Origin of the sequence: Streptomyces amritsarensis, from assembly GCF_001953875.1 — a bacterium.
In the GTDB taxonomy this organism is placed as follows: domain Bacteria; phylum Actinomycetota; class Actinomycetes; order Streptomycetales; family Streptomycetaceae; genus Streptomyces; species Streptomyces amritsarensis.
Genome location: NZ_MQUR01000009.1, coordinates 104254 through 128075 on the forward strand (window position 1 = coordinate 104254; position 23822 = coordinate 128075).

At 74.4% G+C, this 23822-nt stretch carries 19 protein-coding genes, 1 tRNA gene and 1 pseudogene; 11 read left to right on the forward strand and 10 right to left on the reverse strand.

Annotated features, from left to right (window positions below; translation table 11 throughout):
- Nucleotides 1-88 precede the first annotated feature (88 nt).
- Nucleotides 89-1231 carry a hypothetical protein gene (locus tag AVW11_RS06600; protein ID WP_143568815.1) on the forward strand — a complete coding sequence of 381 codons (1143 nt, stop codon included), beginning with the start codon at nt 89-91 and terminating at the stop codon, nt 1229-1231.
- A gap of 105 nt (nt 1232-1336) precedes the next feature.
- Nucleotides 1337-1564, forward strand: a complete 228-nt coding sequence (locus tag AVW11_RS06605; RefSeq protein ID WP_060180354.1) for a hypothetical protein — start codon at nt 1337-1339, stop codon at nt 1562-1564.
- A 63-nt stretch (nt 1565-1627) separates the two neighbouring features.
- On the opposite strand, the gene AVW11_RS06610 is transcribed toward AVW11_RS06605, so the two are convergent.
- The 5 genes from AVW11_RS06610 to AVW11_RS06630 all read right to left on the reverse strand — a co-directional run bounded on the left by AVW11_RS06610 (nt 1628) and on the right by AVW11_RS06630 (nt 8571).
- Nucleotides 1628-3106 (reverse strand): bifunctional phosphatase PAP2/diacylglycerol kinase family protein, encoded by a 1479-nt coding sequence (locus AVW11_RS06610; protein WP_076043490.1) that lies wholly within the window; start codon nt 3104-3106, stop codon nt 1628-1630.
- 83 nt (nt 3107-3189) lie between these two features.
- Nucleotides 3190-4521 (reverse strand): TQXA domain-containing protein, encoded by a 1332-nt coding sequence (locus tag AVW11_RS06615; protein WP_420856368.1) that lies wholly within the window; start codon nt 4519-4521, stop codon nt 3190-3192.
- A gap of 68 nt (nt 4522-4589) precedes the next feature.
- Nucleotides 4590-5057: a single-stranded DNA-binding protein gene (locus tag AVW11_RS06620; protein WP_381785009.1), complete on the reverse strand. Its 468-nt coding sequence runs from the start codon at nt 5055-5057 to the stop codon at nt 4590-4592.
- 39 nt (nt 5058-5096) lie between these two features.
- Nucleotides 5097-6941, reverse strand: coding sequence for a GTPase (locus AVW11_RS06625; RefSeq protein ID WP_060180356.1), 1845 nt, complete (start codon nt 6939-6941; stop codon nt 5097-5099).
- 4 nt (nt 6942-6945) lie between these two features.
- A complete protein-coding gene (locus tag AVW11_RS06630) occupies nt 6946-8571 on the reverse strand; it encodes a dynamin family protein (RefSeq protein WP_060180357.1) in 1626 nt (541 codons plus the stop codon).
- Between the two features lie 333 nt (nt 8572-8904).
- Between AVW11_RS06630 and AVW11_RS06635 the strand changes: the two genes are divergently transcribed.
- The 3 genes from AVW11_RS06635 (at nt 8905) to AVW11_RS06645 (ending at nt 11845) form a co-directional block, all read left to right on the forward strand.
- Nucleotides 8905-8977 (forward strand) — tRNA-Arg (locus tag AVW11_RS06635).
- Nucleotides 8978-9357: 380 nt separating this feature from the next.
- Nucleotides 9358-10632, forward strand: coding sequence for a phosphoribosyltransferase family protein (locus AVW11_RS06640; protein WP_060180358.1), 1275 nt, complete (start codon nt 9358-9360; stop codon nt 10630-10632).
- Between the two features lie 82 nt (nt 10633-10714).
- Nucleotides 10715-11845 carry a sulfite oxidase gene (locus AVW11_RS06645; protein ID WP_060180359.1) on the forward strand — a complete coding sequence of 377 codons (1131 nt, stop codon included), beginning with the start codon at nt 10715-10717 and terminating at the stop codon, nt 11843-11845.
- A gap of 53 nt (nt 11846-11898) precedes the next feature.
- Here AVW11_RS06645 and AVW11_RS06650 read toward each other — a convergent pair whose 3' ends face one another.
- Complete coding sequence (locus AVW11_RS06650; RefSeq protein ID WP_076043491.1) at nt 11899-12363, reverse strand: phospholipase; 465 nt, start codon at nt 12361-12363, stop codon at nt 11899-11901.
- Between the two features lie 189 nt (nt 12364-12552).
- Between AVW11_RS06650 and AVW11_RS06655 the strand changes: the two genes are divergently transcribed.
- The gene (locus AVW11_RS06655) at nt 12553-13035 is read left to right on the forward strand and encodes a hypothetical protein (RefSeq protein WP_060180361.1); all 483 of its coding nucleotides are present in this window, start codon (nt 12553-12555) and stop codon (nt 13033-13035) included.
- Nucleotides 13036-13084: 49 nt separating this feature from the next.
- Here the strand turns inward: AVW11_RS06655 and AVW11_RS38910 are convergent.
- A pseudogene (locus AVW11_RS38910) lies at nt 13085-13366 on the reverse strand (alpha/beta fold hydrolase); the annotation flags it as partial.
- A gap of 159 nt (nt 13367-13525) precedes the next feature.
- Between AVW11_RS38910 and AVW11_RS06665 the strand changes: the two are divergent.
- From AVW11_RS06665 to AVW11_RS06685, 5 genes are all read left to right on the forward strand, one after another.
- On the forward strand, nt 13526-13939 hold the full coding sequence (locus tag AVW11_RS06665) for a GNAT family N-acetyltransferase (protein WP_060180362.1): 414 nt from the start codon (nt 13526-13528) through the stop codon (nt 13937-13939).
- A gap of 139 nt (nt 13940-14078) precedes the next feature.
- Complete coding sequence (locus AVW11_RS06670) at nt 14079-15305, forward strand: S8 family peptidase (RefSeq protein WP_076043492.1); 1227 nt, start codon at nt 14079-14081, stop codon at nt 15303-15305.
- Between the two features lie 334 nt (nt 15306-15639).
- Nucleotides 15640-16935 (forward strand): hypothetical protein, encoded by a 1296-nt coding sequence (locus tag AVW11_RS06675; RefSeq protein WP_225884760.1) that lies wholly within the window; start codon nt 15640-15642, stop codon nt 16933-16935.
- 91 nt (nt 16936-17026) lie between these two features.
- Nucleotides 17027-18142 carry a WxL protein peptidoglycan domain-containing protein gene (locus AVW11_RS06680; protein WP_079250529.1) on the forward strand — a complete coding sequence of 372 codons (1116 nt, stop codon included), beginning with the start codon at nt 17027-17029 and terminating at the stop codon, nt 18140-18142.
- A 60-nt stretch (nt 18143-18202) separates the two neighbouring features.
- Nucleotides 18203-19381: a hypothetical protein gene (locus AVW11_RS06685; protein ID WP_076043493.1), complete on the forward strand. Its 1179-nt coding sequence runs from the start codon at nt 18203-18205 to the stop codon at nt 19379-19381.
- A gap of 81 nt (nt 19382-19462) precedes the next feature.
- On the opposite strand, the gene AVW11_RS06690 is transcribed toward AVW11_RS06685, so the two are convergent.
- From AVW11_RS06690 to iolB, 3 genes are read right to left on the reverse strand one after another with little or no spacing between them, the layout of a single operon-like run.
- Entirely contained in the window at nt 19463-20962 is a 1500-nt protein-coding gene (locus AVW11_RS06690; protein WP_030840539.1) for a CoA-acylating methylmalonate-semialdehyde dehydrogenase, read from the reverse strand.
- Nucleotides 20963-20975: 13 nt separating this feature from the next.
- Nucleotides 20976-22850: a 3D-(3,5/4)-trihydroxycyclohexane-1,2-dione acylhydrolase (decyclizing) gene (gene iolD, locus AVW11_RS06695; RefSeq protein WP_076043494.1), complete on the reverse strand. Its 1875-nt coding sequence runs from the start codon at nt 22848-22850 to the stop codon at nt 20976-20978.
- The gene (iolB, locus tag AVW11_RS06700; protein WP_076043503.1) at nt 22847-23818 is read right to left on the reverse strand and encodes a 5-deoxy-glucuronate isomerase; all 972 of its coding nucleotides are present in this window, start codon (nt 23816-23818) and stop codon (nt 22847-22849) included. Before iolB ends, iolD begins: the two co-directional genes overlap by 4 nt.
- Nucleotides 23819-23822: the final 4 nt, after the last annotated feature.

The following is a 23822-nucleotide window of genomic DNA, read 5'->3' on the forward strand; positions in this document are numbered from 1 at the left end:
CATGATCTGACTGGGCCAGCCACCATCAGGGCCTGCCCCACTGGAGCCGATTCTTCGAATCCCGACGCGACTGAGAGCGGAGTCGGCAATGGTGAACGAAAAAGAACCGGAGCAACAGAAGCAGCCCAGCCCGGAACACAAGCACCTGGGCAGCTACATTCCATTCTGGGCATCTCGCGGAGAATTGGGTCCGTGGGAGCAGAAGGAAAGCCTTTTGGCGCGCATCGCTGAACTTGATCCCATCCTCAAGGCAGCAGAGACGTGCGCAGTGGACGACCCCGCGCATAACGGGCTGGCTGCGGCCTACGCAAGCGAGGCCCGCTCGGAGCTGGACGAGGCCAAGAAGGCCCTTGCCCACGAAGCGCACCCCATGATGCGCCGGGCGGCGCACCTGGGTGTCGCCCAGTCTCATGTCGATGCCGCCCTGAACCTGCTGGTCTGGATGGCCCCGAGCGACGACATCAAGGCATTCCTGCCGCAGATGGTGGCACTGGCCGAAGAGCATTTCGACAACAGCGACCCCCGGCGCATCCGGGTCGTGCAGCTCGCCCAGGAACTCCACCAATCGACGTCACGTGAAATCAACCCCAGCGAGCGCGCTTTCCTCGCAGAGACCGTCAGCCTGGCCCGGCGCCTTCTGCAGAAAGAGACGCTCCGCGTCCGCAGTTTCGTACGGATCGTCGCACTGGTGACGGTGGGGCTGTTTGTCGCCGCGGTCGGAGTCGCGCTCGTCACGATCAAATGGGACGACATGGTCCCCTTGTGCTTCACCCCGGAGACCCCGCCCACGTACAAGGTGGTCTGCCCAACGAACAGCATGGACGTCGATTTCCCGCCGACCATCTCTGAAATCAGGCAGACCACACGCCCCCAGGACTACCTGGTCGTCGAGATCGTCGGCGCTGTAGCTGCCGCAATTGCCTCTGCAGCTGCTCTGAAACGAATCAGGGGTACAGCGCTGCCCTACAACGTGCCTGTCGTTCTCGCGCTGCTGAAGCTTCCCACCGGGGCGCTGACAGCCCCGCTCGGACTGCTTCTGATGCGTGGCGGCTTCGTCCCAGGCCTCAGCGCCCTCGACTCCACGGCTCAGATCATCGGGTGGGCCATCGTCTTCGGCTACTCCCAGCAGCTGTTCACGAAGTTGGTCGACGATCGCGGACAGGCCCTGGTGGACGCAGTTCGCGGTCCGACCAGCCCCCCGGCAGCGCCGAGGACGGAGTCGAGGCCGTAGCGGAAAGGCGCGGGACGGTGCTCGCGACGACTGCATCCTTCGGCCTACCGCGGTCTCGGCCGTGCGGAGGACGATCTCGCGGCACCGCCGCGAGAAGGTTGGTCCGTGCGAACAGCCATCGGATACACCGTCGAGAGCATCGGTTACGTCGTAGGGGTCCAGGGGCTCCTCGGCTTCGCCTCCCGAACCTTCTTCGGCACGGAGTGGGGGTGGCTGCACAAGGTCGTGGACCTTCCGCCCGCCGCCCACCTCGGCATCGCCGCCGTGGGGCTGGCGCTCGTCGTCGTCGGCGTGAGGACGCGGAAGGCGGCCGGGCTCGGGGAAGCCGCCTGAACGGCGGATCCCGGGGGCTGCCGCGGCCCCACGGGCCGGCCGGGGCCGTGGGGCGGGGCGGGGTCAGAGGGGGCGGTAGACCGTGAGGGCTCCGGGGAGGGTGTCGAGGACGAGTTCGCTCGGGGCCTTGGCGTATTCGCCGTCGTAGGCGAGCGGGGTGCCCTTCGGGACGGATCCGACGCGCAGGCTGCGCAGGTGGGTGGCCGCGTGGACCGGGGACCGGCTCAGCGGGCCGGCGAAGGCGGCGGCCAGCAGGCGGGGGCCGGGCCGTCCGCCGCCGTAGACGACCCGCAGGTCGAGCAGGCCCTCGCCGACGCTGTCGCGGCGGCCTGGGGTGGGGCCGGTGCCGTGGTAGGTGCCGTTGCCGGCGAAGAGCAGCCAGACGCTCCGGGGCCGCCCGGCCAGTCGCAGCCGTACGGGCCGCTCGGCGCGCAGGACCTTCCAGGCGGCCAGCAGCGCGGCCGGTCCGCCGCCGATGCGCGGGCCCCAGCGCAGCCGGTGGCGCAGCAGTTCCGGGTAGGCGCCGATGCTGAAGTTGTTCAGGAAGTAGCCGGGCTCGCCGTCGGGGCCGGGCCCCGGGGAGAAGCGGCCCACGCCGATGTGGACGGCCTCCCCGTGCTCCAGGGCCTCGCAGGTGCTCTCGGGTCCGATGAGGCCGAGGTCGAGCGCGAAGTGGTTGAGGGTGCCGCCCGGGAACACGGCCAGGGGTACCCCGGCCCGCAGGGCTGCGGTGGCGGCCGCGTTGACGGTGCCGTCGCCGCCGCACACCCCGAGGACGGTGGCCCGCGAGGCCGCGTCCGCGAGTGCGGGAAGCAGGTCCGCGCCCGTGCACTCGACCACCTCGGCCTTGGGCAGCCGGGCGCGCAGTACGTCTTGCACGGCCGCGGCCGTGCCCGACCCGGTGTTGACCACCACCGTCAGCCCGGCCCCGTCGGGCAGCGCCGGGACCCCGATCGCCCTCGGTTCGTCGCCCGGCACGGCCCGGGCCTCCTGCACGTCCCGTGCGAGCCGGCGTACGACGAAGGCGGCGGCGACGCCCAGCGCCGCGCCCGCGACCACGTCGGAGGGGTAGTGCACGCCGGTGTAGACGCGGGAGAACGCCACCGACGCGGCGACCGGGGCGAGCGCGGCGCCCAGGGCGGGGGCTTCGAGCGCCAGCCCGGCGGTGAAGGCGAACGCGGACGCCGAGTGCCCGGACGGGAAGGAGGTGGTCTGCGGCTGCACGGCCAGCTGCCGCACCACGGGCACCCCCTCCAGCAGCGGCCGGGGGCGGCGTACGGACCACTTGCCGACGGTGTTGATGGTGGAGGAGGCCAGTGCCAGTGACGCCGCCCCGCGCAGGGCGGCCTTGCGCGCCCCGGCGGATCCGAAGACGGCGATGGCCGCGGCGGCCCCGCCCCACAGCACGCCGTGGTTCGCGGCGCGCCCCAGGCGCGGCAGCACGCGGTCGGCGCCGGGCCAGTGCCTGCGGGCCACGGCGTCGAAGAGCCGGCGGTCCCATCGCGCGAAGGCGCCGGTCCAGGTCAGTTCTTGATCAACCATTTTCTGCCTCTACCCCGGATCCCGTGGCGGAACCGGCATGGCGCTCCACGCCGGCCGGCCTTCCCTCTCCTGCCACTGCTGTCCTACTCCTCCTCGTCGAGCGGGCGCTTGCGCAGCAGCAGGACGACCATGCCGCCCAGCACGACCAGGCCCACCGCGAGCGAGGCGATGACGGGCGTGGCGGCAGAGCTGCCGCTGGTCGCCAGCCGCTCCTCGTCCGGGGAGGCCGTGGCGAGCGACGCGGACTGCGCGCCCAGCGCGACCGCCTCCGAACCGGTGGCCGCGTCCGAGGCGGGCCTCGCCCCCGTCTCGGGGTCCGGGGCCGGCTGCCAGGCCGCCCGCGCCGTGGCGGCCGCCACGGACTCGCTGGAACCGGCCACGATCTGTGCCTGGGCGGGGACACCGCTGGTGAAGACCCGGCCGACGGGCACCCTGGTCGCCCCCTGGACGGTGACCGAGGCCGTCCCGTCGGGGGTGCCCGCGGGCACCTCGAAGTAGATCCGGCTCCCGTTGACCGCCGTGGTCAGCGGCTGCCCGTCGGCGTCCACCACACGCACCCCCATGGCGACGGCCGCCGCGTCCGGGACGACCGACACGCTGCGCGCGCCGGTGCGCACGGTCACCGGGCCGAGACGCGCGCCGACCGGCCCCGAGACGTCGCCGGGGTCGAGGCCCAGCGAGGCGGGCGGCTCCGGCAGCTGTCCCGCCGCCCGCTGGAGGTAGTCGGCGAGCTTCTCCGCGGACGGGTCCGCCGCCTCGACGCGCACTCCGTCCGCGAGCCGCCAGATCGCCACCTGGGTGCCGGCCGCGGCGCTCTCCGCCGTGAGCGACACGGCCCCGGCCGCCTTGGCGAGCCCGGCCAGGTCGTTCAGCTGGGGGTAGGAGTGCTCCAGCACCCAGCGGATCCGCCCGGCCTGCCCGTTGCCCGCCAGCGGGCTGCCGCTCCAGCCGCTCTCCGTGTACCGGGCCTGCGGCTGGGCGTTGCCCGCCACCCCGACCCCGTACGTCTGGAGCATCCCGCCGCCGTCGACCCGCATCTCGTACAGGCCGGCGGGGATGTGCCGCACCGATCCGTCGCCGGCGTGGAGGACCGCCTGCCCGAACGTCTTCAGCCCGTCCAGCACGGCGCTCGCGCCCTCCGGTGCGCGGGGCGCCGGCGGGCCGGAGTCGGCGGCGGCCCGGGCGCCGGGCGCGGCGGCGAGGGCCGCGGCCAGCAGGGCGGCCGCGAGCGGCCGGCGCGCGGAGCCCCGTACCGCCGAGGCGGGTTCGAGCGGGGCGGGAGCGGGTGCGGGTGCGGCAGCCGCGTGTGCGGTAACCGCGGGAGCGGGTGCAGGAGCAGGAGCGGGTACAGGATCGGGAGCGGGAGGAGCGGGAGCAGGAGCAGGAGCGGAGGATGCGGGAACGGCAATCGACACAGTCTTCCCCTTCGGGCCAAAGACCCAGGTGCCCGTGAGTACCGGGGAATCCTAACCGCCTCGAACACTCAACCCACCGCCGCCTTCTGAGTGTCCATCAGCGGATGATCGGTTCTCACCACTCGCCTGAAGGCCGCCGTGCCGCGGTTCAGGTCGTGTCCGATGGCGGTCGCGTCGATCTCCGCGCTGACCCGCCGGTTGCCCTCCCCGTCGGGCGGGTCGTCCCGCACGCGCAGCCGCCCGTGCACCACCAGCGGCTCGCCCACCGAGACGGAACCGGCCAGGTTCACCGCGAGGGTGCGCCGCGCCCACACCGTGTAGAAGCTCGTGGTCCCGTCCGTCCAGACGTCCTTGCGCCGGTCGAAGTAGCGGGGCGTGACCGCGAAACGGAACCGCGCCGACGGGCCGTTCACCGTCTCCTTGTAGTCGATCTGCGTCGCCACGTGTCCCACCAGCGTCACCTGGGTGTCGTACATCCCGGCCGCCTCCCCCGTCGTCCAGGCCCGCACGGACCATCCGTACGGGCTACGAGCCATGGTGCGACCGGCGGCCGGTCCCCCGCTCCGGCCTGTGGACTACTGGCGGGTTGTGGACAACCGGCTCCCCCCTGCGGCGACCGCGGCGTACTGCTCGCGCACCTCCCGGTAGCGCAGCAGCTCCGCCGCGACCGGTTCCAGCACCCGGGCCCGTCCGCACCCGGCCGCCGCCTGCCGCAGCCTGCGCTCCGCGTCCTGCCCGTACCGCCGCGCCGGGCCCCGTGCCGCGATGGAGCAGGCCCATTCCACGAGCGGGCCGCCGACGATGCCGGCCACCATGCACAGCACCGGCGGCATCAGCTGCGGTTCCAGGACCCCGACGATCTGCCCGACGAGCCACAGCCCGCCGAAGATCTGGAGCAGGGTCATGGCCGCCTGCGCCAGCACCGCCACCGGCCACCACGCGGGCCGCGGCGGTTTGGCGTTCGGCGCCGCGGCGGCGGGCCCGAGCGTCACCGCGATCTCGTCGAGTGCCTCCGGAAGCCGGTCGGCGCCCCGCACGGCCGTCTCCCGGACGGCCTGCGCCCACGGCTCGGGCAGGCCCGCGACGGCCTCGTCGGCGACGGCCCGTACGGCCTGCTCCACCCGCTGACGTGCGGTCACCTCCTCCTCGACCGGGGCCTGCGCGACCGTCTGGCCGCGGCCGCCGATCGCCGCGAGGGCGGCCAGGCCCGCGAGGGTGCGCGGCGCGCGCCGGTTCTCGTACCAGCGCCACAGCCGCAGCCAGGGGGTCCCGCACGCCTTGCCCGCGTTGCGCCGCCAGGCCCGTTCGGCGGCGAGCCCGGCCGCGCAGGCCCCGACCGCCTCGGCGAGCCGGTCCTCGAACTCGGCGCGCGCCGCCTCCCCGATCTCGGGTCCGGCGTGCCCGTCGGCGACGTAGAGGGGCCGCAGCCGGACGGCCGCCCGGTCCACGTCCGCCGAGATCCGCCGGGTTGCGGCGCCCTTCTCCTGGGTGAACTGTCCGAGGAGTTCGCGCAGCTCCCCGACGCCGTCACCGGTCAGGGCGGACAGCCCGAGGACGGTGGCGCCGGGCTCGCCGTGCTCGCCGAGCGCGATGCCGTCGTCGTCGAGCAGTCGGCGCAGGTCGTCCAGGACGAGGTCGGCGGCCTCGCCGGGCAGCCGGTCCACCTGGTTGAGCACGACGAAGGTGACCTCGGCGTGTCCGGCCAGCGGGCGCAGGTACCGCTCGTGCAGCACCGCGTCGGCGTACTTCTCCGGGTCCACCACCCACACCACGGCGTCGACCAGCGCCAGTACGCGGTCCACGTGCTCGCGGTGCGCGCCCAGCGCCGAGTCCAGGTCCGGCAGGTCCACGAGGACCATCCCGCGCAGGGCCTCGGCCTCGGAGGTCTCGCGGGGCCGGCGCCGCAGCCGTCCGGGGATCTCCAGCCGGTCCAGCAGGCCGGCGGCCCCGTCGGACCAGCTGCACGCGATGGGCGCGGCGGTGGTCGGGCGGCGCAGCCCGGTCTCGGAGATCTGTACCCCGGCGAGTGAGTTGAAGAGCGTGGACTTGCCGCTTCCGGTCGCTCCGGCGATCGCGACGACCGTGTGCTGGGGGGAGAGCCCGCGGCGCGCGGCGGCCTCGTCGAGCACCCGTCCGGCCTCGGCGAGGGTCTTGCCGTCGAGCCGGGTCCGGGAGAGTCCGACCAGCTGGCGCAGTGCGTCGAGGCGCTGGCGCAGGGCCTGTGCCTCGGGGCTGAGCGGGGGCGCCGAGGACTTGCCGCCGTCGCTGCCCGCGCCGGAGACGGCCCGTACGAGCGCTTCGTCGCCCTCGTCGCCCGCGTCGGCGGCGTCCTCCTCGCCCGCTTCGACGGGGCGGGGGCGGGAACGCGCGATGAACCCGTCGTCCCAGCGGTCGTCGGTGCGGTCGGTCAGGGCGGTCACGGCGTCACCTCTCCTTCTGCAGTACGGACAAGGCGGCGATCAGCTCGGCCTGCGGTTCCGGGGTCACTTCGAGGGCCTCCAGCGGGGCGAGGCGCCGGTCGCGTTCGCAGCGCAGCACCTCGTCGAGGTGGTCGCCGAGGAGTTCCCCGCCCTTGTCGCGCAGCCGGAGGGCGGCCTGGGCGCCGATCCGCTCGGCGAGCTTCTCCCCGGCGGGCCGGGACCGTTTGCCGCCGAGCAGTGCGGCGGCGAGGAGGGCCGCGACGGCGTCGGGGTCGGGTGCGGGCTGCTTGTCGAGCCGGGACACCTCCTCCTCGGCGAGTTCCTGCAGCACGCGCCGCCAGCGGCGTACGGCCATGCCGATACGGTCCCCCGCCTCCCGGTCGGGCGTGGGCAGGGCCAGCGCGCCGGATGCCGGTTCGCGTCTCCAGGCTTCGGCGATCCGCTCGTCGGCGGCGGCGACGGCGCACTGGAGCAGGGCGGCGAGGGACTCGGCGAGGGAGTCCAGCAGTTCGTCGGCGCTGGTGTCGAGGGGGTAGCCGCGCCACCGGGTCAGCGCGTCGCCGGCCAGTACGGCGCCGCGGTCGAGGCGGCCCCGGACCCTTTTGCCCTCGCGCCGGTAGGCGTCCTCGACGGCCGAGGTCAGCCGTACGGCGGCGGCGTGCTGGGCGGCGACGGCGGAGGCGAGTTCGGGCATCCGGCGCCCCAGGGAGTCCAGCGCGCCGAGGGCGGTGCGCCCGACGGCGTACTGGCGGGCGGCCGGGTCCTGCGCGTGGTGGGCGAGCCAGGCGAACAGCGGGGCGACGGCGCTGGCGGGCAGCAGTCCGCCGCCGCCGGTCGACTCGGGGAGTTCGGGGACGGTGAAGCGCGGTACGTCGCCCAGGCCGGCCTTGGTGAGCAGGGCCCCGTACTGGCGGGAGACCTCGGCGAGGACCTGGTGCGGTACGCGGTCCAGGACGGTGACGAGGGTGGCCCGGTACTGCTTGGCGGTGCGCAGGAGGTGCCAGGGGACGGCGTCGGCGTAGCGCGAGGCGGTGGTGACCATCACCCAGACGTCGGCGGCGCAGATGAGCTCGGCGGCGAGTGTCCGGTTGTCGACCACGAGGGAGTCGATGTCGGGGGCGTCGAGGATGGCGAGGCCGCGCGGCAGGCTGGTGACGGTCTCGATGCGCATCTCGCGGGTCTCGTGGCCGCCCTGTGCGCCGGGGTGGCCGCGGCCGGGGCGCCGGGAGTACGGCTTGGGGGGCATGTCGTCGTCCTCGTGCGGCACCCAGACCCGCATCAGGTCGGGCAGGACGCGCATCCCGGCGAACCAGTGGTGGTCGTCGGGGTGGCAGACGAGCACCGGTGTGCGGGTGGTCGGGCGCAGCACGCCGGCTTCGCTGACCTGGCGCCCTACGAGGGAGTTGACGAGGGTGGACTTACCGGCCCCGGTGGACCCGCCGACCACGGCGAGCAGGGGCGCCTCGGGCGCCTTCAGGCGCGGTACGAGGTAGTCGTCGAGCTGTGCGAGCAGCTCGGCTCTGGTCTGACGGGCCCGTGGGGCGCCGGGCAGGGGCAACGGCAGACGTACGGACGCGACCCGGTCGCGCAGGGCGGACAGGGCATCGAGCAGCTGAGGCCGAACATCCAAGGTCACCACATGCGAAGAATGCCCAATTTAGGACCATTTTTGAAGCTTATACGCCCCCTGCGCGCCGACCGCGACTCCAGTGGGACATTCTGGGCACGACGGACGAGTGGGGCGCAGGCATAACGAGTGCACAACACCCAGGGGCGCCGCGGCGCAAAAGCGATGCGAGAATCGCACCTGCCTGCGATTATCGGGACCGCTTCACCGAACCTCCACATCGTGGCACGCGAGTGAAGCAACCGGGACAAGGCAACCGGAGCCCTATCCTTGACCCGGCACGGACCGAAGTCCCACCCCCACCAGGGGCTCCAGGCCCACCAGGGCCACCTTCCGGCCCCCGTAGCTCAGTGGATAGAGCAGGTGCCTTCTAAGCACTTGGCCGCAGGTTCGAGTCCTGCCGGGGGCACATATTCTCCACCACCGAAGCCCTCCCCCGCGGAGGGCTTTCGCGCAGGTCGCAGCGGTCGGCGGGGCCTGCCCGGGGGTGTCCGGGGGTGTCCGGGACAGGCCCGGGGCCGCCGCCCGGGCCCGCTCCGGACACGCCGGAAGCCGCCCTGCGGCGCCCGTCGCCACGGCCGGGCGGGCCGAACTCGCCCGCGCGGGCCCGCAGATCGGCTGAAAAGTGCCGCCCGGCGAGGCGTTCACCGGAAGGGATCGCTCCGCTCGGGCAGGGCGATGCCATGGCCAGCCGGCTCCCCCGACTTGCGGGAAGCCCCCGCGTGGGGTTGCGTCGGAAGAGGGGTCGTGTGCGCTTTCCGTCTCCCCTCGGGTTGGGGGTGAACCCCCGTGCTCTTCACCGACCGTGCCGATGCCGGAGAACGGCTCGCCGAAGCCGTCCGCCATCTGGAGGGTGAACGTCCCGTCGTACTGGGCCTGCCCCGCGGCGGCGTCCCGGTGGCCTTCCCCGTGGCGCGGGCCCTCGGTGCCCCGCTCGACGTGATCGTGGTCCGCAAGCTCGGCGTCCCGTACCACCGCGAGCTCGGGTTCGGCGCGATCGGCGAGGGGGGCGTACGGGTCATCAGCGAGGACATCGTCCGCAGCAGCCGCGCCACGCAGGAGGACCTGGCGGCCGTCGAACACGCCGAGGAGGCGGAGCTCGCCCGGCAGGCCCGCAGGTTCCGCGGCGACCGGCCCCGGATCCCGCTCGACGGCCGGACGGTGATCGTCGTGGACGACGGGATCGCCACCGGGGCGACGGCCGCCGCCGCGTGCCAGGTCGTCCGGGCGCAGGGCGCGGCCCGTGTGGTGCTGGCCGTTCCGGTCGCGGCTCCCGACGCGGTCGCCCGGCTGCGCCGCGAGACCGACGAGGTGGTGTGCCTCTCCGCGCCGCGCGCCTTCCGGGCCGTCGGCGAGTGGTACCGGGACTTCTCCCAGACCTCCGACGAGGAGGTCGTCTCCCTGCTGGCGCGGGCGGCGGCAGGCCCCGCACCCGGGCGGGCCCCCCGGGCCGTCGCGGTGGAGGTGGACGCCGGCGGCCTGGCCCTGGCCGGGGACCTGGTCCTGCCGGAGGGCGCCGGGGCGGTCGTGATGTTCGCCCACGGCTCCGGCAGCAGCCGTCGCAGCCCGCGCAACCGGACCGTCGCGGCGGACCTGAACCGGGCGGGTCTGGGCACGCTGCTCTTCGACCTGCTGACGCCCGCCGAGGAGGCCGACCGGGCCAACGTCTTCGCCATCGAAACCCTCGCCGGGCGGCTCACGGACGCCACCGCCTGGCTACGCCGGCGCGCGGCCCTCCCGATCGGCTACTTCGGGGCGAGCACCGGGGCCGCCGCCGCCCTGTGGGCCGCGTCCGCGGCCGACGCGGACATCGGCGCGGTGGTCTCCCGCGGCGGCCGGCCCGACCTCGCCGGGCCCCGGCTGGCCGGCGTACGGGCGCCCACGCTGCTTGTCGTGGGCGGCCGCGACACCACCGTGCTCGACCTCAATCGCGCGGCGCAGCGGGAGCTGCGCTGCGAGAACCGGCTGGAGGTCGTCCCGGGCGCCACGCACCTCTTCGAGGAGCCGGGCGCCCTGGAGGAGGTGGCCGCCCTGGCCCGCGCCTGGTTCGCCCGGCACCTGTGACGGGCCGGGCCGGCCTCGCCGACCAGGCCGGTGCGCGGCGCGACGAGGTGCCCCGCGGCGCGGAGCGCGCGACCATGGGGAGATGGAGGAGGCGTCCGTACGGGATGTCAGCGCCCCGGCGCGCATCGCCCCGACCGGTGAGGGCATCGGCCAGGAGGAGTTGGCGCTCGCCGCCCGCAACCACGGCCTGCCGCTGGAGGCCCTGCGCTACGAGGTCACACCGCCCGGACTGCACTACGTGCTGGTCCACTACGACATCCCCGCCGCCGACGCGGACGGCTGGCGGCTGACCGTGGGCGGCCGGGTCGGCACGCCGCTCGCGCTGGACCTCGACGCTCTGCGGGCACTGCCCGCCGTCACCCACCGGGTCACGATGGAGTGCGCGGGCAACGGCCGGGCGCTGCTGTCGCCGCGGCCGGTCAGCCAGCCCTGGCTCGTCGAGGCCGTCGGCACCGCCGACTGGACCGGGGTCCCCCTGAGCCTCGTCCTGGATCGGGCGGGGGTGCGGCCCGACGCGGTCGAAGCCGTGTTCACCGGGGCCGACCACGGGGTGGAGCGCGGTGTCGAGCAGGACTACCGGCGCAGCCTGCCGCTGTCGTACGCCGCCGCGGAGGACTCGGGCGTGCTGATCGCCTACGCCATGAACGGGCTGCCCCTGCCGCCGCAGCACGGGTACCCGCTGCGGCTGGTCGTGCCCGGCTGGTACGGGATGGCGCACGTCAAATGGCTGCGCGAGATCACCGTCGTCGACGAGCCGTTCACCGGGTTCCAGCAGTCAGCGGCCTACCGCTTCCGGTGGTCCGCCGACGAGCCGGACGATCCCGGCGAGCCGGTCACGCGGATCGCGCCGCGCGCCCTGATGGCCCCGCCGGGCTTCCCCGACTTCATGTCGCGGACCCGCGTGGTGCGCCCCGGGCCCGTCCGGCTGCGGGGCCGGGCCTGGTCGGGGCACGGGGCCGTCGCCCGGGTGGAGGTGAGCGCCGACGACGGCCTGAGCTGGGCCCGGGCCGAGCTGGCGGACCCGGATCCGCACCCGTGGGCCTGGCAGGCCTGGAGCTGCGTGTGGACGGCCGTACCGGGCCGCCACACCCTCACCGTCCGCGCCACGGACAGCGGCGGCCGCACGCAGCCCCTCGAACAGCCGTGGAACCGCGGCGGATTCGGCAACAACCTGGTCCAGCGGGTCCCCGTGCTCTGCCTGGCGGCCGGCTAGGCGCCCCTTCCGGATCGTGCGCGCGGCCCGGCGCGACCCGGAAGGCGTGCGCTCTAGGAGATGCCGAGGACCCTGACCGCCTGGTAGTACGTCCACGCGGTGCCGTCGCACGAACGCTTGCGGCTGCCCGAGTAGTGGGCGCACACCCGCCTCAGGTCCGCGTGGAAGGCCTCGTCGAGCCGGGGCTTGGCGGCCGGGAACAGCCCTGCCGCCCGATGGTTGCGGTAGCCGAAGTCGTGGCGGGCGCAGGCCGCCGCGAAGGGGAAGCCGAAGGGGTTGTCCGGGGAGGTGGTGCACTGGTCGGTCGACCAGTCGAAGCCGTACGCAGTCCAGGCCGCGCGGTGCTCGCGCGCGTCGGCCCAGGCCTGGTAACTCGCGGCGCTGGGCTGCGTCCAGCGGCTCAGGACCTCTGGTTTGTCCGGCGGGACCTCGGGTGCGGCCCAGGCGGCGGGCGCGACGGCGAGCACGGCGGTGGCCGTGGCGGTGGCGAGGGCGGGCAGGAGGCGGCGACGGCGCATGGGGAGTCCTCGGGGGCCGGGCGGACGGTCATCCGGCCAACGGGGCCGGGCGCCGCCCGGTTACTGGGCGTCGCGCCGCCATGACCGGAGACCCTCCCAGGTATGACGCCGTGTGCGACCTTCGGCCGGGACGCGTTTCGTTCTGAGGAGGGACGCGCCCGGGGCGGCTCCCGGCCGAGACTTGGAGGCATGAACCGCCGCCCGCTCGTCATCGCCGCCGCCACCGCGGGAGTCCTCGCCACCGCCGCCTTCGCCCTGCCCAACGTGCCGCCCAACCCCGTGACGGACACCATCGACCACAAGGTGTTCAAGGAGAAGGGCAAGCGCTTCGCGACCGCCGCCGACGCCCCGACGCGCACGGAAGCCGCCTTCGCCCTGCCGTCCTGGATACCCAAGGACGCCACCGACGTCCGCATACGGGTGCGCACCACCGGCCATGACCGGCTCATACGCTTCGACCTGGGCAAGACCCCGCTGGACGGCCCGCAGTGCACGGCGGCCGCGCCGAGGCGACAGGGCGCGCCGGACCTGCACGCCAAGTGGTGGCCGCGGGCCGTTCGGGCCGAAGTCCGCGCCGAGTGCGGCGACTTCCACCAGTACCAGGTCGCGGTGCGCGGCAAGCGGGTCTACGCCTGGACCGACGGCACCCCTTCGCCGCGGGCCAAGGGCTGAGGACTGTCCCGTAACCCCCGGTGGCCCGCCGGGGATTACGGGACAGCCCTCAGGCCGGCGCGAGGGCCGCGGCGGTGGCTCGGGCGAAGGCGTCGGGGTTGTCGAGCATGATGTTGTGCCCGCAGTCGGGGACGGACACCACGGCGACGCCGGCGGCCCGGAGGGCGCCGGCGCCCGGGAGCGGGGCGTCCGCCTCGGGCAGCAGCAAGGTACGCGGGACCTCCAGCTCCAGCAGCGGGTGCACGGCGCTCGCCGCGAAGTAGGCGGGGGATCGCCGCCCGGCAGCTCCCGGCGCCCACCCAGCGGATCCGGTCGCCCCCCGGCGTGACCACGGCATGCCTCACGATGCCCCCCTCTGGCCCTCAAGTCTTGTCCGCCGCAGGCAGGTTGGTGGGGATCGCGTCGGCCCGGCCGGGAGATTCCGGGCGCCCCGCCACGCCGCGCCCCGCTACACCGCGCCACCGGCCGCGCCCGCACTATGGTGACCGCCATGGACATCCGCCGGGCCTTCACACCCGCCGAGCTCTCGGCCGCCGAATCCCTCTTCGACGGGCCCACCCGCCGGGAGTGGTCCGAGCGCTTCCTCACCGCCCCCGGGCACCTGATGCTCATCGCCTACGTCGACGGCGTGCCCGCGGGGATGGTCTCCGGCATCGAGATGGTCCACCCCGACAAGGGCACCGAGATGTGCCTGTACGAGCTCTCCGTGGACGAGGGCTACCGGCGCCGCGGCATCGGCCGCGCCCTGACCCTGGCCCTCGCGGACGAGGCGAGGGAACGCGGCTGCTACGGCATGTGGGTGGGCGTCGACACCGACAACGAGGCCGCGCTGGCCACCTACGACGCCGCCGGGGCCCGCGACGAGGGCGTGTTCTCGATGCGCGGCTGGCCCCTCGCCCCGTAGGGCGTCCCGTGTCGACCGGGCCTGATCCGCCCTGCTCGACACGACACACCGCGCCACCGCACCCGGGCGGCGGCGTGTCGTGCGCCCACTCGGCGCACCCTCCGCGCGCCCGCACCGCCCCTCGCAGAGCATCGGCCGCATGACCGCAACCGCATTCACCACGATCGTCCCTGCGGCCGCCCTGCTCGCGGCCGCCGTCACGGGCCCCCCGCCGGCGCCCGACCACGACTCCGGCTCCCGTTCCGGCTACGGCTCCACCGCCCCGTACGTCGTCGTCCTCAAGGACACCGCCTCGCGTGCCCCGGCCCGCGCCCTGGCCGCCGAGGCCGCGGACGCGGGGGACGAGGTCGGGCCCGTCTACGAGGCCGCCCTGAACGGCTTCGCCGTCCGCACCACGGCCGAGCGGGCCGCCGCCCTCGCCGCCGACCCCCGGGTGGCCTCCGTGGAACCGGACACGGTCTTCCACATCGCCGCCACCGCCACCGCCGCCACCGCCGACACGCCTCAGGCCCGGCCGCAGGCGCCCGCGCCCTGGGCCCTGGACCGGATCGACCAGCGCGAGCTCCCGCTCGACGGCTCGTACACCTACGCCACGAAGGCCGAGGGCGTCACCGTCTACGTCCTCGACACCGGGATCAACACCCGCCACCAGGACTTCGGCGGGCGCGCCCGGGCCGGGCACAACGCGGTGTTCCTGGAGGGCTCACGCGACTGCAACGGCCACGGCACGCACGTCGCGGGGACCGTGGGCGGGGAGACGTACGGGGTCGCCAAGGGTGTATCGCTCGTCTCCGTGAAGGTGGCCGACTGCCGCGGCGACGGGCGCCTGTCGGCCATGATCAAGGGGCTCGACTGGGTGGTGCGGGACGCCGCCCGCTCCCCGGGCACCCCGGCCGTGGCCAACATGAGCATGGGTGGCAGCCGCAGCCGCGCCCTCGACGCCGCCGTCCTGCGGGTCGTGTCCTCCGGGGTCACCTTCGTCGCGGCCGCCGGCAACGATGGCAGGAACGCCTGCGGCGGATCCCCCGCCTCCGTCCCGCAGGCCCTCACCGTCGGCGCGACCGACGCCGCGGACCGCCGTGCGCCGTTCTCCAACCACGGCTCCTGCGTCGACCTGTTCGCGCCCGGCGTGGCCGTGACCTCCGCCTGGAAGGACTCCGCCACCGCCACCGCCCGCTCCTCCGGCACCTCGATGGCCGCCCCTCATGTGGCGGGGGCCGCCGCGCTGCTCCTGGCCGGCGGCACGGCGCGCACCCCGGCGCAGGTCTCCGATGCGCTGGTACGCGGCGCCGTACCCGACCGGATCAGCGGGCTGCCGGCCGGCACCCCGAACCGGCTGCTGCACATCACAGCCGCCCGGCACTGAGCCGACCGAACACGCCCGGACACGGCCGAACACCGCCGGACACGGCCGGATACGCCGAACGCGGCCGGCGCACCCCGGACGCGGCCGGCACACGCCCGGACACGGCCCGGACCGGCGGTCGGCCGGCCGCCCGCCGTGAGCACCCCGACCGGTCGGTACCCGATGGGCCATCACCCCCTCTCTGATGGCCCATCAATTTCTGTGTGCTTCGGGCGAAAGCAAGTCATTGACTTCTCATCACCGTGACGCGTCAATATCGGCCACCGCACCGGCTCGGCCTCCCCCACACAGCGGGTGGGGGGAGGGTTCGTCACGACGAAGGAGTCGCGACCCAGTGACTACGAGAACGCATCTACAAAAGGTGCTGGCAGGGGCCGGGGCCCTGTCGCTGGCCCTGACCGGCGCAGTGGTGGGCCTGGCGGGCTCCGCGCAGGCCGCGACCAAGACCACGACCGTCTTCGAGAACTGCGACGCCCCGGCGCCTCAGCCGGACGGCTCGGGCAACCAGAACTGGACGGTCACGCTGCCCGACGGCGCCAAGGCCGGCGACGTCGTCCCGATCACGATCGACCCGGGTGCGAGCCCCCTGATCCCCTCGTTCTCCGTCACCACGGTGAACACGACCAAGATCACCCTCAAGGTCGGTGCCACCACCCAGGTGGTCACCAGCCCGCCGGAGACCGTGTCCGTCGTGGCCGGGCAGCCGCTCGATCCCAAGGCGTTCTCCGGAACCGTCAAGATCCCGGACGGGACCGAGGGCACGACCGTCCAGGTCGCCCTCGATCTGGCGGTGACCGACGCGGACCTCTCCGGTTCGGTCTTCACCACCACCTGCACCCCCGCGCCCCGCCCGAGCGCCTCGCTCGGATCGGTCGTCGTCGAGGCACTGCCCAAGGACCCGGTCACCACGAAGCTGACGCCCAACAGCGGCCCTGCGGGCACCGCCGTCGTCGTGGGCGGCGCCAACTTCCCGGCCGGCGCCGTCACCTGTTCCGCCCTGCTCGCGGGGGCGGCGACCGGTGACACCGGCACCGGCACGGCGGACGCGTCCGGCGCCGCCACCTGCAACATCACGGTCACCAAGAAGGCCGACACCATCAAGATCGACGGTTCGATCACCCCGTACAAGGCGTTCGTCTTCCTGGAGGAGCAGGCCGGCGTGAAGAACCCGGTCGACGTCGAGGTCCTTCCCGGGCCGCTCGCCCTGGGCCCGAAGGACGGCCAGCCGGCCGTCAGCTTCGGCTCGGTCACCATCAACGGCAAGGCCCAGTCGGTGGTCGGCGTCTTCAACGCCGCGACCGTCCAGGACTTCCGCGGCGGCTCGCTCGGCTGGGACGTGACGGCGACCCGTACGCCGTTCCTGAACCAGGCCACCGGCCACTCGATGGCGAAGGCGCAGATCGGCATCCAGCCGTCCTGCACCGTGACCAACCCGGACAGCCCGAGCACCTGCACCGCGGGCACGCCCGGCGCGATCTCCGACGTCCCGATGAAGGTGGCCTCCCAGGCCGCCGGGGGCGACGAGCTGACCGGAGGCGAGTTCGCCGTCGGCGGCGCCGGGATGATCCAGCTCCCGCCGTTCATGTTCGCCGACACCTACCAGACGGTCGTGACCTTCTCGATCGCCTGATCCGTACCCGCTCGGCCCGCTCCGCCAGGGTGGTGCGGCGCTCCGGCGCCGCACCGCCCCTTCCCGTTTCCGCGCCGACTGGAGACCGCCCATGCGCCCCCGCAGCAGCACGCCCAGCCGCTCCCGCTCCCGCAGCGGCACCGGCACCGGCACCGGCACCCGCAGCGGCGCCCGCCGCACCGGCACCCGCGCCTCCCTGCGCGGTCTGCTCCTCGGCCTGCTCCTCCTGGGCGCGGGCCTGCTGCCCGCCGCTCCGGCGGCGGCCGCCGACAACGGCATGTGGGGGGTGTTCCCGACGCCCGCGGCCGGTGCGGCCATGACCGATCGCGCCTACTTCTTCCACCAGGGCGCGGCCGGGAGCACGCTTTCCGACAGCGTCACGGTCCTGAACTCCTCCGACCGGGAACTGACGTTCCGGGTCTTCGCCACCGACGCCGTGAACACCCCGGCGGGCGGCGCGTTCGCGCTGCTGCCGGTGGAGACCGCGCCGAAGGACGTCGGCGCGTGGATCACCCTGGCGCCGGAGACGGCGAGCACCGTCACCGTGCCCGCCAAGGGCCGCAAGGACATCCCCTTCACCGTGCGGGTCCCGGCGGACGCGACTCCCGGCGACCACGTGGGCGGCATCGTGGCGCTGGGCACCGCCGTGGAGGGCGTGCAGCAGGACGGCAAGGTCCAGGTCGGGGTGCGGCGTTCGGTGGGCGCCCGCCTGTACTTCCGGGTTCCGGGGCCCGTCACGCCCGGGCTGAGCGTGGAGGACGTGCGGGTCAGCCGGTCCGCCCCGCTGCTGCCCTGGGTGAAGGACGCCCGCGCCACGGTCCGCTACTCGCTGTTCAACCGCGGCAACGTGGTGGTCGAGCCGACGGTGGCGATCACCGCGGAGGGGCTGTTCGGACGCCGGGTGCTGGACCGGCCGGTACGCGAGCTGAAGCTGACCCTGCTGCCGGGGCAGCGGATCGAGCTGACCGAACCGTGGCCGGACGCCCCCCAGTCGGACCGGGTGACCGTCAGGATCACGGCGGGCGCGGCCGGCCATCCCGATCTCGTCTCCCGCTCCGAGACCGACTTCGTCGCCGTACCGTGGCCCGCCGTGGGGCTGCTGCTCATCCTGGCGGGCGCGGGCATCACCGTGCGGGTGCTGCGGCGGCGCCGTCGCGCCGAGAGCGAACAGGATGCATCCGTCCTGGACTTGGCTGGAACGCGCTGACCGGCAAAGGTGTCTCCGGGTGACGGTATTCGGCCATCACCGGCTCAAGGGGGGACACAGTTGAGGGAACGACAGCACGGCGACGCGGCCGGGGGCATCGGACTGCTGACCCGCATCGAGCGCGCCCTGGGCACCGGAACCGCCGCCTACCTGCCCGGCGACGGCTGGATCCGCCTGACCCTCCCGCTCGACGACGGCGGCGCCGCCCCCGTCACCGTGGACGTGGTCGCGGACACGGCCCGGGCACCGGAGGGGATCGCGTACCTGCTGCCCGGCGGCGGGCTGAACTTCGCGGCGGAGTTCTTCACACCCGGCATCCCGGGCGGCCGGGGCGACCGCAACCTCGCCCACGCGCTGCGCCGCCGGGGCCTGCTCGTCGTCGGCGTCACCCCGCGCGAGGACGCCGCCGCGGCGGCCGACGTCTCCGCCGCCTGGGGGCTCGCGGCGCACCGCCGCGACCTGGCCCGGGTGGTGGACGCGCTGGAGCGCGAACTGGGGCTTCCGTACGAGTACGTCGGGCACTCGGCCGGGGCCGCCCTCGCGCTGGACGCGGCCTCGCACGACACCTCGCCGCGGCTGCGCCGGGTCGTGGCCCTGGACACGACCGGGCCGTACACGGGCGATCTCGCACTGCGGGCGGCCGACACCCGCGACGCGTACGCCACCCAGCTCGCGCAGGGCGTCCCCCTCGTCGATCCGGGGCTCGCGGCGGTCATCGCCAAGGCGGTGGCCGATCCGGACGGCGTCTCCCCCGTGCCGTGGCCGCCGGACCCGGCGCGGCGCTTCACCCACTGCGGGCTCGCCCACTTCGCGCTGATCCGCACGGCCGCCCTCCCGGGACCGGCGAACTGGATCTACGCGCAGGGGCACGGCGCCGGGACCTACGACTTCGGCGCGACTCCCGCCGAGGACCGCTTCACGCTGACCCGCACCCCGCTGGCGACCTGGTACGCGGCGACCGCGGCCCTCGGCAGCGGGCTCCTGCCGGCGGCGCTGATGCGGGATCTCGCCGCGGTCTGGGCGGGCGACGACGACACCTACCGGATCGCATGGGACCGCATCACCGCCGAGGTGGTGTGGATCAACACCGAGCTGGGACGCGGCGACCACCCGCGCGGTGCGGAGCTGATCCGCGCCGGCGGCAACGAGCGCGTCTCCTTCTCCGTGGTGGCGGGATACGGCCACGGCGACGCGGTCTGGGCCGGCGCGGCCGCGTCGGACGTCTGGTCGCGCTTCTGACCCGCCGGGAAACGCACGAGCCCGCCCCCCGCGCGGTGTGGACGGCGGAGGGCGGGCCGGGCTACCCGGAGGGGCCCTGCGTCAGTGGTTGCGCGGGAAGCCCAGGTCCACACCGGCCGGGGCGTCCGAGGGGTCCGGCCAGCGGGTCGTCACGACCTTGCCGCGGGTGTAGAAGTGGATGCCGTCGTTGCCGTAGATGTGGTGGTCGCCGAAGAGCGAGTCCTTCCAGCCGCCGAAGGAGTGGTAGCCCACCGGCACCGGGATCGGGACGTTGACGCCGACCATGCCCGCCTGGATCTCCAGCTGGAAGCGGCGGGCGGCGCCGCCGTCGCGGGTGAAGATCGCGGTGCCGTTGCCGAACGGCGAGGCGTTGATGAGGGCCACGCCCTCCTCGTAGGTCTCGGTGCGCAGGACGCACAGCACCGGGCCGAAGATCTCGTCGCGGTAGGCGTCGGAGTCGGTGCGGACGTTGTCGAGCAGGGACAGGCCGATCCAGTGGCCGTTCTCCTTGCCCTCGACCGTGTATCCGGTGCCGTCCAGGACCACGTCGGCGCCCTGCGCGGCCGCGCCCTTCACGTACGAGGCGACCTTGTCGCGGTGGGCGGCCGTGATCAGCGGGCCCATCTCGGAGGTCGGGTCGTTGCCGGGGCCGACCTTGATCTTCTCGGCGCGCTCGCGGATCTTGTCGACCAGCGTGTCGGCGATGGAGCCGACGGCGACGACGGCGGAGATCGCCATGCAGCGCTCGCCGGCCGAGCCGTAGGCGGCGGAGACCGCCGCGTCGGCGGCCGCGTCGAGGTCGGCGTCGGGCAGGACCAGCATGTGGTTCTTGGCGCCGCCGAGCGCCTGCACCCGCTTGCCGTTGGCGGAGGCGGTGGTGTGGATGTGGCGGGCGATGGGGGTGGAGCCGACGAAGGAGACGGCCGCGACGTCGGGGTGGGCGAGCAGCGCGTCGACGGCCACCTTGTCGCCGTGGACCACGTTCAGCACGCCCGCCGGCAGGCCGGCCTCGGCCATCAGCTCGGCCAGCTTGTTGGACGCCGACGGGTCCTTCTCGCTCGGCTTGAGGACGAAGGTGTTGCCGCACGCGATGGCCAGCGGGAACATCCACATCGGGACCATCGCCGGGAAGTTGAAGGGCGTGATGCCCGCGACGACGCCCAGCGGCTGGCGGATGGCGGCCACGTCGACGCTGTTGGACACCGACGTCGACAGCTCGCCCTTGAGCTGCGTGGTGATCCCACAGGCCAGCTCGACGATCTCCAGGCCGCGGGCGACCTCGCCCAGCGCGTCGGAGTGGACCTTGCCGTGCTCGGCGGTGATCAGCTCGGCGACGGCGTCGCGGTTGGCGTCGAGCAGCGCCCGGTAGGCGAAGAGCACCTTGGTACGGGCGGCCAGCGAGGACTGGCCCCAGGACAGGAAGGCCTCCTTGGCGACCTGTACCGCGGCGTCGACCTCCTCGGCCGACGCGAGCGCGACCTGCGTGGTGACCTCGCCGGTGGCCGGGTCGGTGACCGGGCCGTAGGTGCCCGACGCGCCCTCGACGGTCTTGCCACCGATCCAGTGGTTGACGGTCTTCATGCCTATTGCTCCTTCACAGATGGCGACGTCGCTGCGCGGCTTGCCGGTCGTACTCTTCACGGGCCTGGGCCGCCGCCTTGCGGGTCGCGGTCTCGGCCACAGGAACATCCCACCACGCCTGTGCCGGGGGCGGGCCCGACACAGTGTCGGGCGTTCGGGTCTGTACGTAGACACATGTGGGACGCGTCGCCGAGCGGGCCTCGGCGAGGGCTTCCCGCAGGTCACGTACGGTGCGGGCACGGATCACGGCCATGCCGAGGGAGGCCGCGTTGGCCGCGAGGTCCACCGGAAGGGGGTCGCCGGTGTACGTGCCGTCGGGCGCCCGGAAGCGGTAGGCGGTGCCGAAGCCCTCGCCGCCGACCGCCCCCGAGAGGCCGCCGATGGAGGCGTAGCCGTGGTTGTCCAGGACGACCACCCTGATCGGGACGCCCTCCTGGACGGCGGTGACGATCTCGGTCGGGTTCATCAGGTACGTCCCGTCGCCGACCAGCGCCCACACGGGCCGGCCGGGTGCGGCGAGCGCGACCCCGATGGCGGCGGGGATCTCGTAGCCCATGCAGGAATAGCCGTACTCCAGGTGGTACTGGTCCGCCGACCGGGCCCGCCACAGCTTGTGCAGGTCCCCGGGGAGCGAGCCGGCCGCGTTGACCAGGATGTCGGAGCCGTCGACGAGCCGGTCCAGCAGCCCGAGCACCTGGGCCTGGGTGGGCGGGAGCTCCTCGTCGGGCGCGGACACGGCGTAGGCCTGGTCGACGCGGGCCTCCCAGCGGGCGGCCTCCTGCCGGTACGCCGTCTCGTACGCGGCGGGCACGCGGTGGCCGGCCAGCGCCGCCCGGAGGTCGTCGAGGGCTTCGCGGGCGTCGGCGACCAGGGGGCGGGCGGCGAGCTTGTGGGCGTCGTACGGGTCCAGGTTGAGGCCGATGAACCGGACGGCAGGGTTGTGGAAGAGGGTCGCCGAGGCGGTGGTGAAGTCGCTGAGCCGGGTCCCGGCGGCGATGACCAGGTCGGCGTCCCGGGCGAGGGCGGCGGCGGTGGCCGTGCCGGTGTGGCCGATCCCGCCGACGTCGTGGGGATGGCCGTACGGGAGCACGCCCTTGCCCGCCTGGGTGACGGTCACCGGGATCCCGGTGGCCTCGGCGAGGGCGGCGAGGGATGCCTGGGCGGCGCTGTGCCGGATCCCGCCGCCCGCGACGATCAGGGGGCGCGCGGAAGCCCGTACGGCGTCCGCGGCGGTGGCGAGCTCGGCGCGGTCGGGCCGCGGGCGGCGCACGCCCCAGACCCGTTCGGCGAAGAACTCCTCGGGCCAGTCGTACGCCTCCGCCTGCACGTCCTGCGGCAGCGCGAGGGTGACGGCGCCGGTCTGCACCGGGTCGGTGAGGACGCGTACGGCCTGGAGGGCGGCCGGGATCAGGGCCTCGGGCCGGGTGATCCGGTCGAAGTGGCGGGAGACGGGCCGCAGGGCGTCGTTGACGGACACGTCCCCGGCGTGGGGGACCTCCAGCTGCTGCAGGACGGGATCGGCGGGCCGGGTGGCGAAGGTGTCGCCGGGCAGCAGGAGCACCGGGATCCGGTTGATCGTGGCGAGCGCGGCGCCGGTGACGAGGTTGGTGGCGCCGGGGCCGATGGAGGTGGTGACGGCGTGGGTGGAGAGCCGGCCGCTCTGGCGGGCGTAGCCGACGGCGGCGTGCACCATGGCCTGCTCGTTGCGGCCCTGGAGGAAGGGCATGGCCTCCGGCCCGCACTCCAGGAGGGCCTGGCCGATGCCGGCCACGTTCCCGTGCCCGAAGATCCCCCACGTGGCGGCGACGAGCCGGCGGCGCCGTCCGTCGCGCTCGGTGTACTGGGCGGCGAGGAAGCGTACGAGCGCCTGGGCGACGGTGAGCCTCATCGGTGGTCCTCCGCTCCTGCTCGGGGGAAGGGAAGCCGGGGGTCGACGTCCTGGCCGGGCCAGGTCCCGCGGATCCAGGCGTGGTCGGGGTGGTCGCGGATCAGCCATTGCCGGGGCCCGCCGCCGGCCGGTCCGGCCATCACGTTGAGGTAGTACATGTCGTGCCCGGGGGCGGCGATGGACGGCCCGTGCCAGCCGTCCGGGATCAGTACGGCGTCGCCCGTGCGCACCTCGGCCAGGAGGTCGGTCTTCCCGGCGGGGGAGGGCATGACGCGCTGGTAGCCGTAGCCGGGGGTGTCCCCGTGGGGGGCGATCTCGAACCAGTAGATCTCCTCCAGGCGGGACTCCTCGCCGGGGTGGTGCTCGTCGTGTTTGTGCGGCGGGTACGAGGACCAGTTCCCGCCGGGGGTGAGCACCTCGACGGCGATCAGCCGGTCGCACGCGAAGCCGCCGGGGCCCGCCGCGGCGAAGTTGTTGACCTGCCGTGAGCAGTGGCCCGCGCCGCGCAGCTCGACGGCCACGCGCTCGGCCGGGCCGTACCGTGCGGGCAGCCTCGTCGTGCACCGGGCTCCGGCGAGCGCGAACCGGCCGCCTGCGGCGGAGCGGATCTCGGTGTGCGCGTCCCGGGGCACGTACGCGAAGTCGGTCGGCCCGCCGAAGACCCCGCTGCGCCCCCGCAGTTCGAAGACGTGCGGCTCCGCTGCGGGGGCGCCGCCCCCGAACCCCCGCGCCTCAAACGCCGGCGGGGCTGATTTTGCCTGCGGTCCGCTCTCGGCGAGACCGGCTTCAACGCCGTCCGGCGACACATCAAGCCCCGCCGGCGTTTGAGGCGCGGGTCCGGGCAGAGCCCGGCAACGGACCTCGCACCCGCCGGACAGCGGGAGCACGATCCATTCGCACTGCCCCGACGCGAACGCATACGTCTCCCCCGGCTCAAGGGCCAGCACCCGCAGCCGGGTCCACTCCATCTCC

Bases quoted from the DNA above. Each gene is read 5' to 3' on its own strand.
- iolD (WP_076043494.1), bottom strand. From the start codon at position 22,850: ATGAGGCTCACCGTCGCCCAGGCGCTCGTACGCTTCCTCGCCGCCCAG.
- AVW11_RS06680 (WP_079250529.1), top strand. From the start codon at position 17,027: ATGCGCCCCCGCAGCAGCACGCCCAGCCGCTCCCGCTCCCGCAGCGGC.
- iolB (WP_076043503.1), bottom strand. From the start codon at position 23,818: ATGGAGTGGACCCGGCTGCGGGTGCTGGCCCTTGAGCCGGGGGAGACG.
- AVW11_RS06650 (WP_076043491.1), bottom strand. From the start codon at position 12,363: ATGCGCCGTCGCCGCCTCCTGCCCGCCCTCGCCACCGCCACGGCCACC.
- AVW11_RS06610 (WP_076043490.1), bottom strand. From the start codon at position 3,106: ATGGTTGATCAAGAACTGACCTGGACCGGCGCCTTCGCGCGATGGGAC.
- AVW11_RS06665 (WP_060180362.1), top strand. From the start codon at position 13,526: ATGGACATCCGCCGGGCCTTCACACCCGCCGAGCTCTCGGCCGCCGAA.
- AVW11_RS06670 (WP_076043492.1), top strand. From the start codon at position 14,079: ATGACCGCAACCGCATTCACCACGATCGTCCCTGCGGCCGCCCTGCTC.
- AVW11_RS06645 (WP_060180359.1), top strand. From the start codon at position 10,715: ATGGAGGAGGCGTCCGTACGGGATGTCAGCGCCCCGGCGCGCATCGCC.
- AVW11_RS06620 (WP_381785009.1), bottom strand. From the start codon at position 5,057: ATGGCTCGTAGCCCGTACGGATGGTCCGTGCGGGCCTGGACGACGGGG.
- AVW11_RS06600 (WP_143568815.1), top strand. From the start codon at position 89: ATGGTGAACGAAAAAGAACCGGAGCAACAGAAGCAGCCCAGCCCGGAA.
- AVW11_RS06690 (WP_030840539.1), bottom strand. From the start codon at position 20,962: ATGAAGACCGTCAACCACTGGATCGGTGGCAAGACCGTCGAGGGCGCG.
- AVW11_RS06655 (WP_060180361.1), top strand. From the start codon at position 12,553: ATGAACCGCCGCCCGCTCGTCATCGCCGCCGCCACCGCGGGAGTCCTC.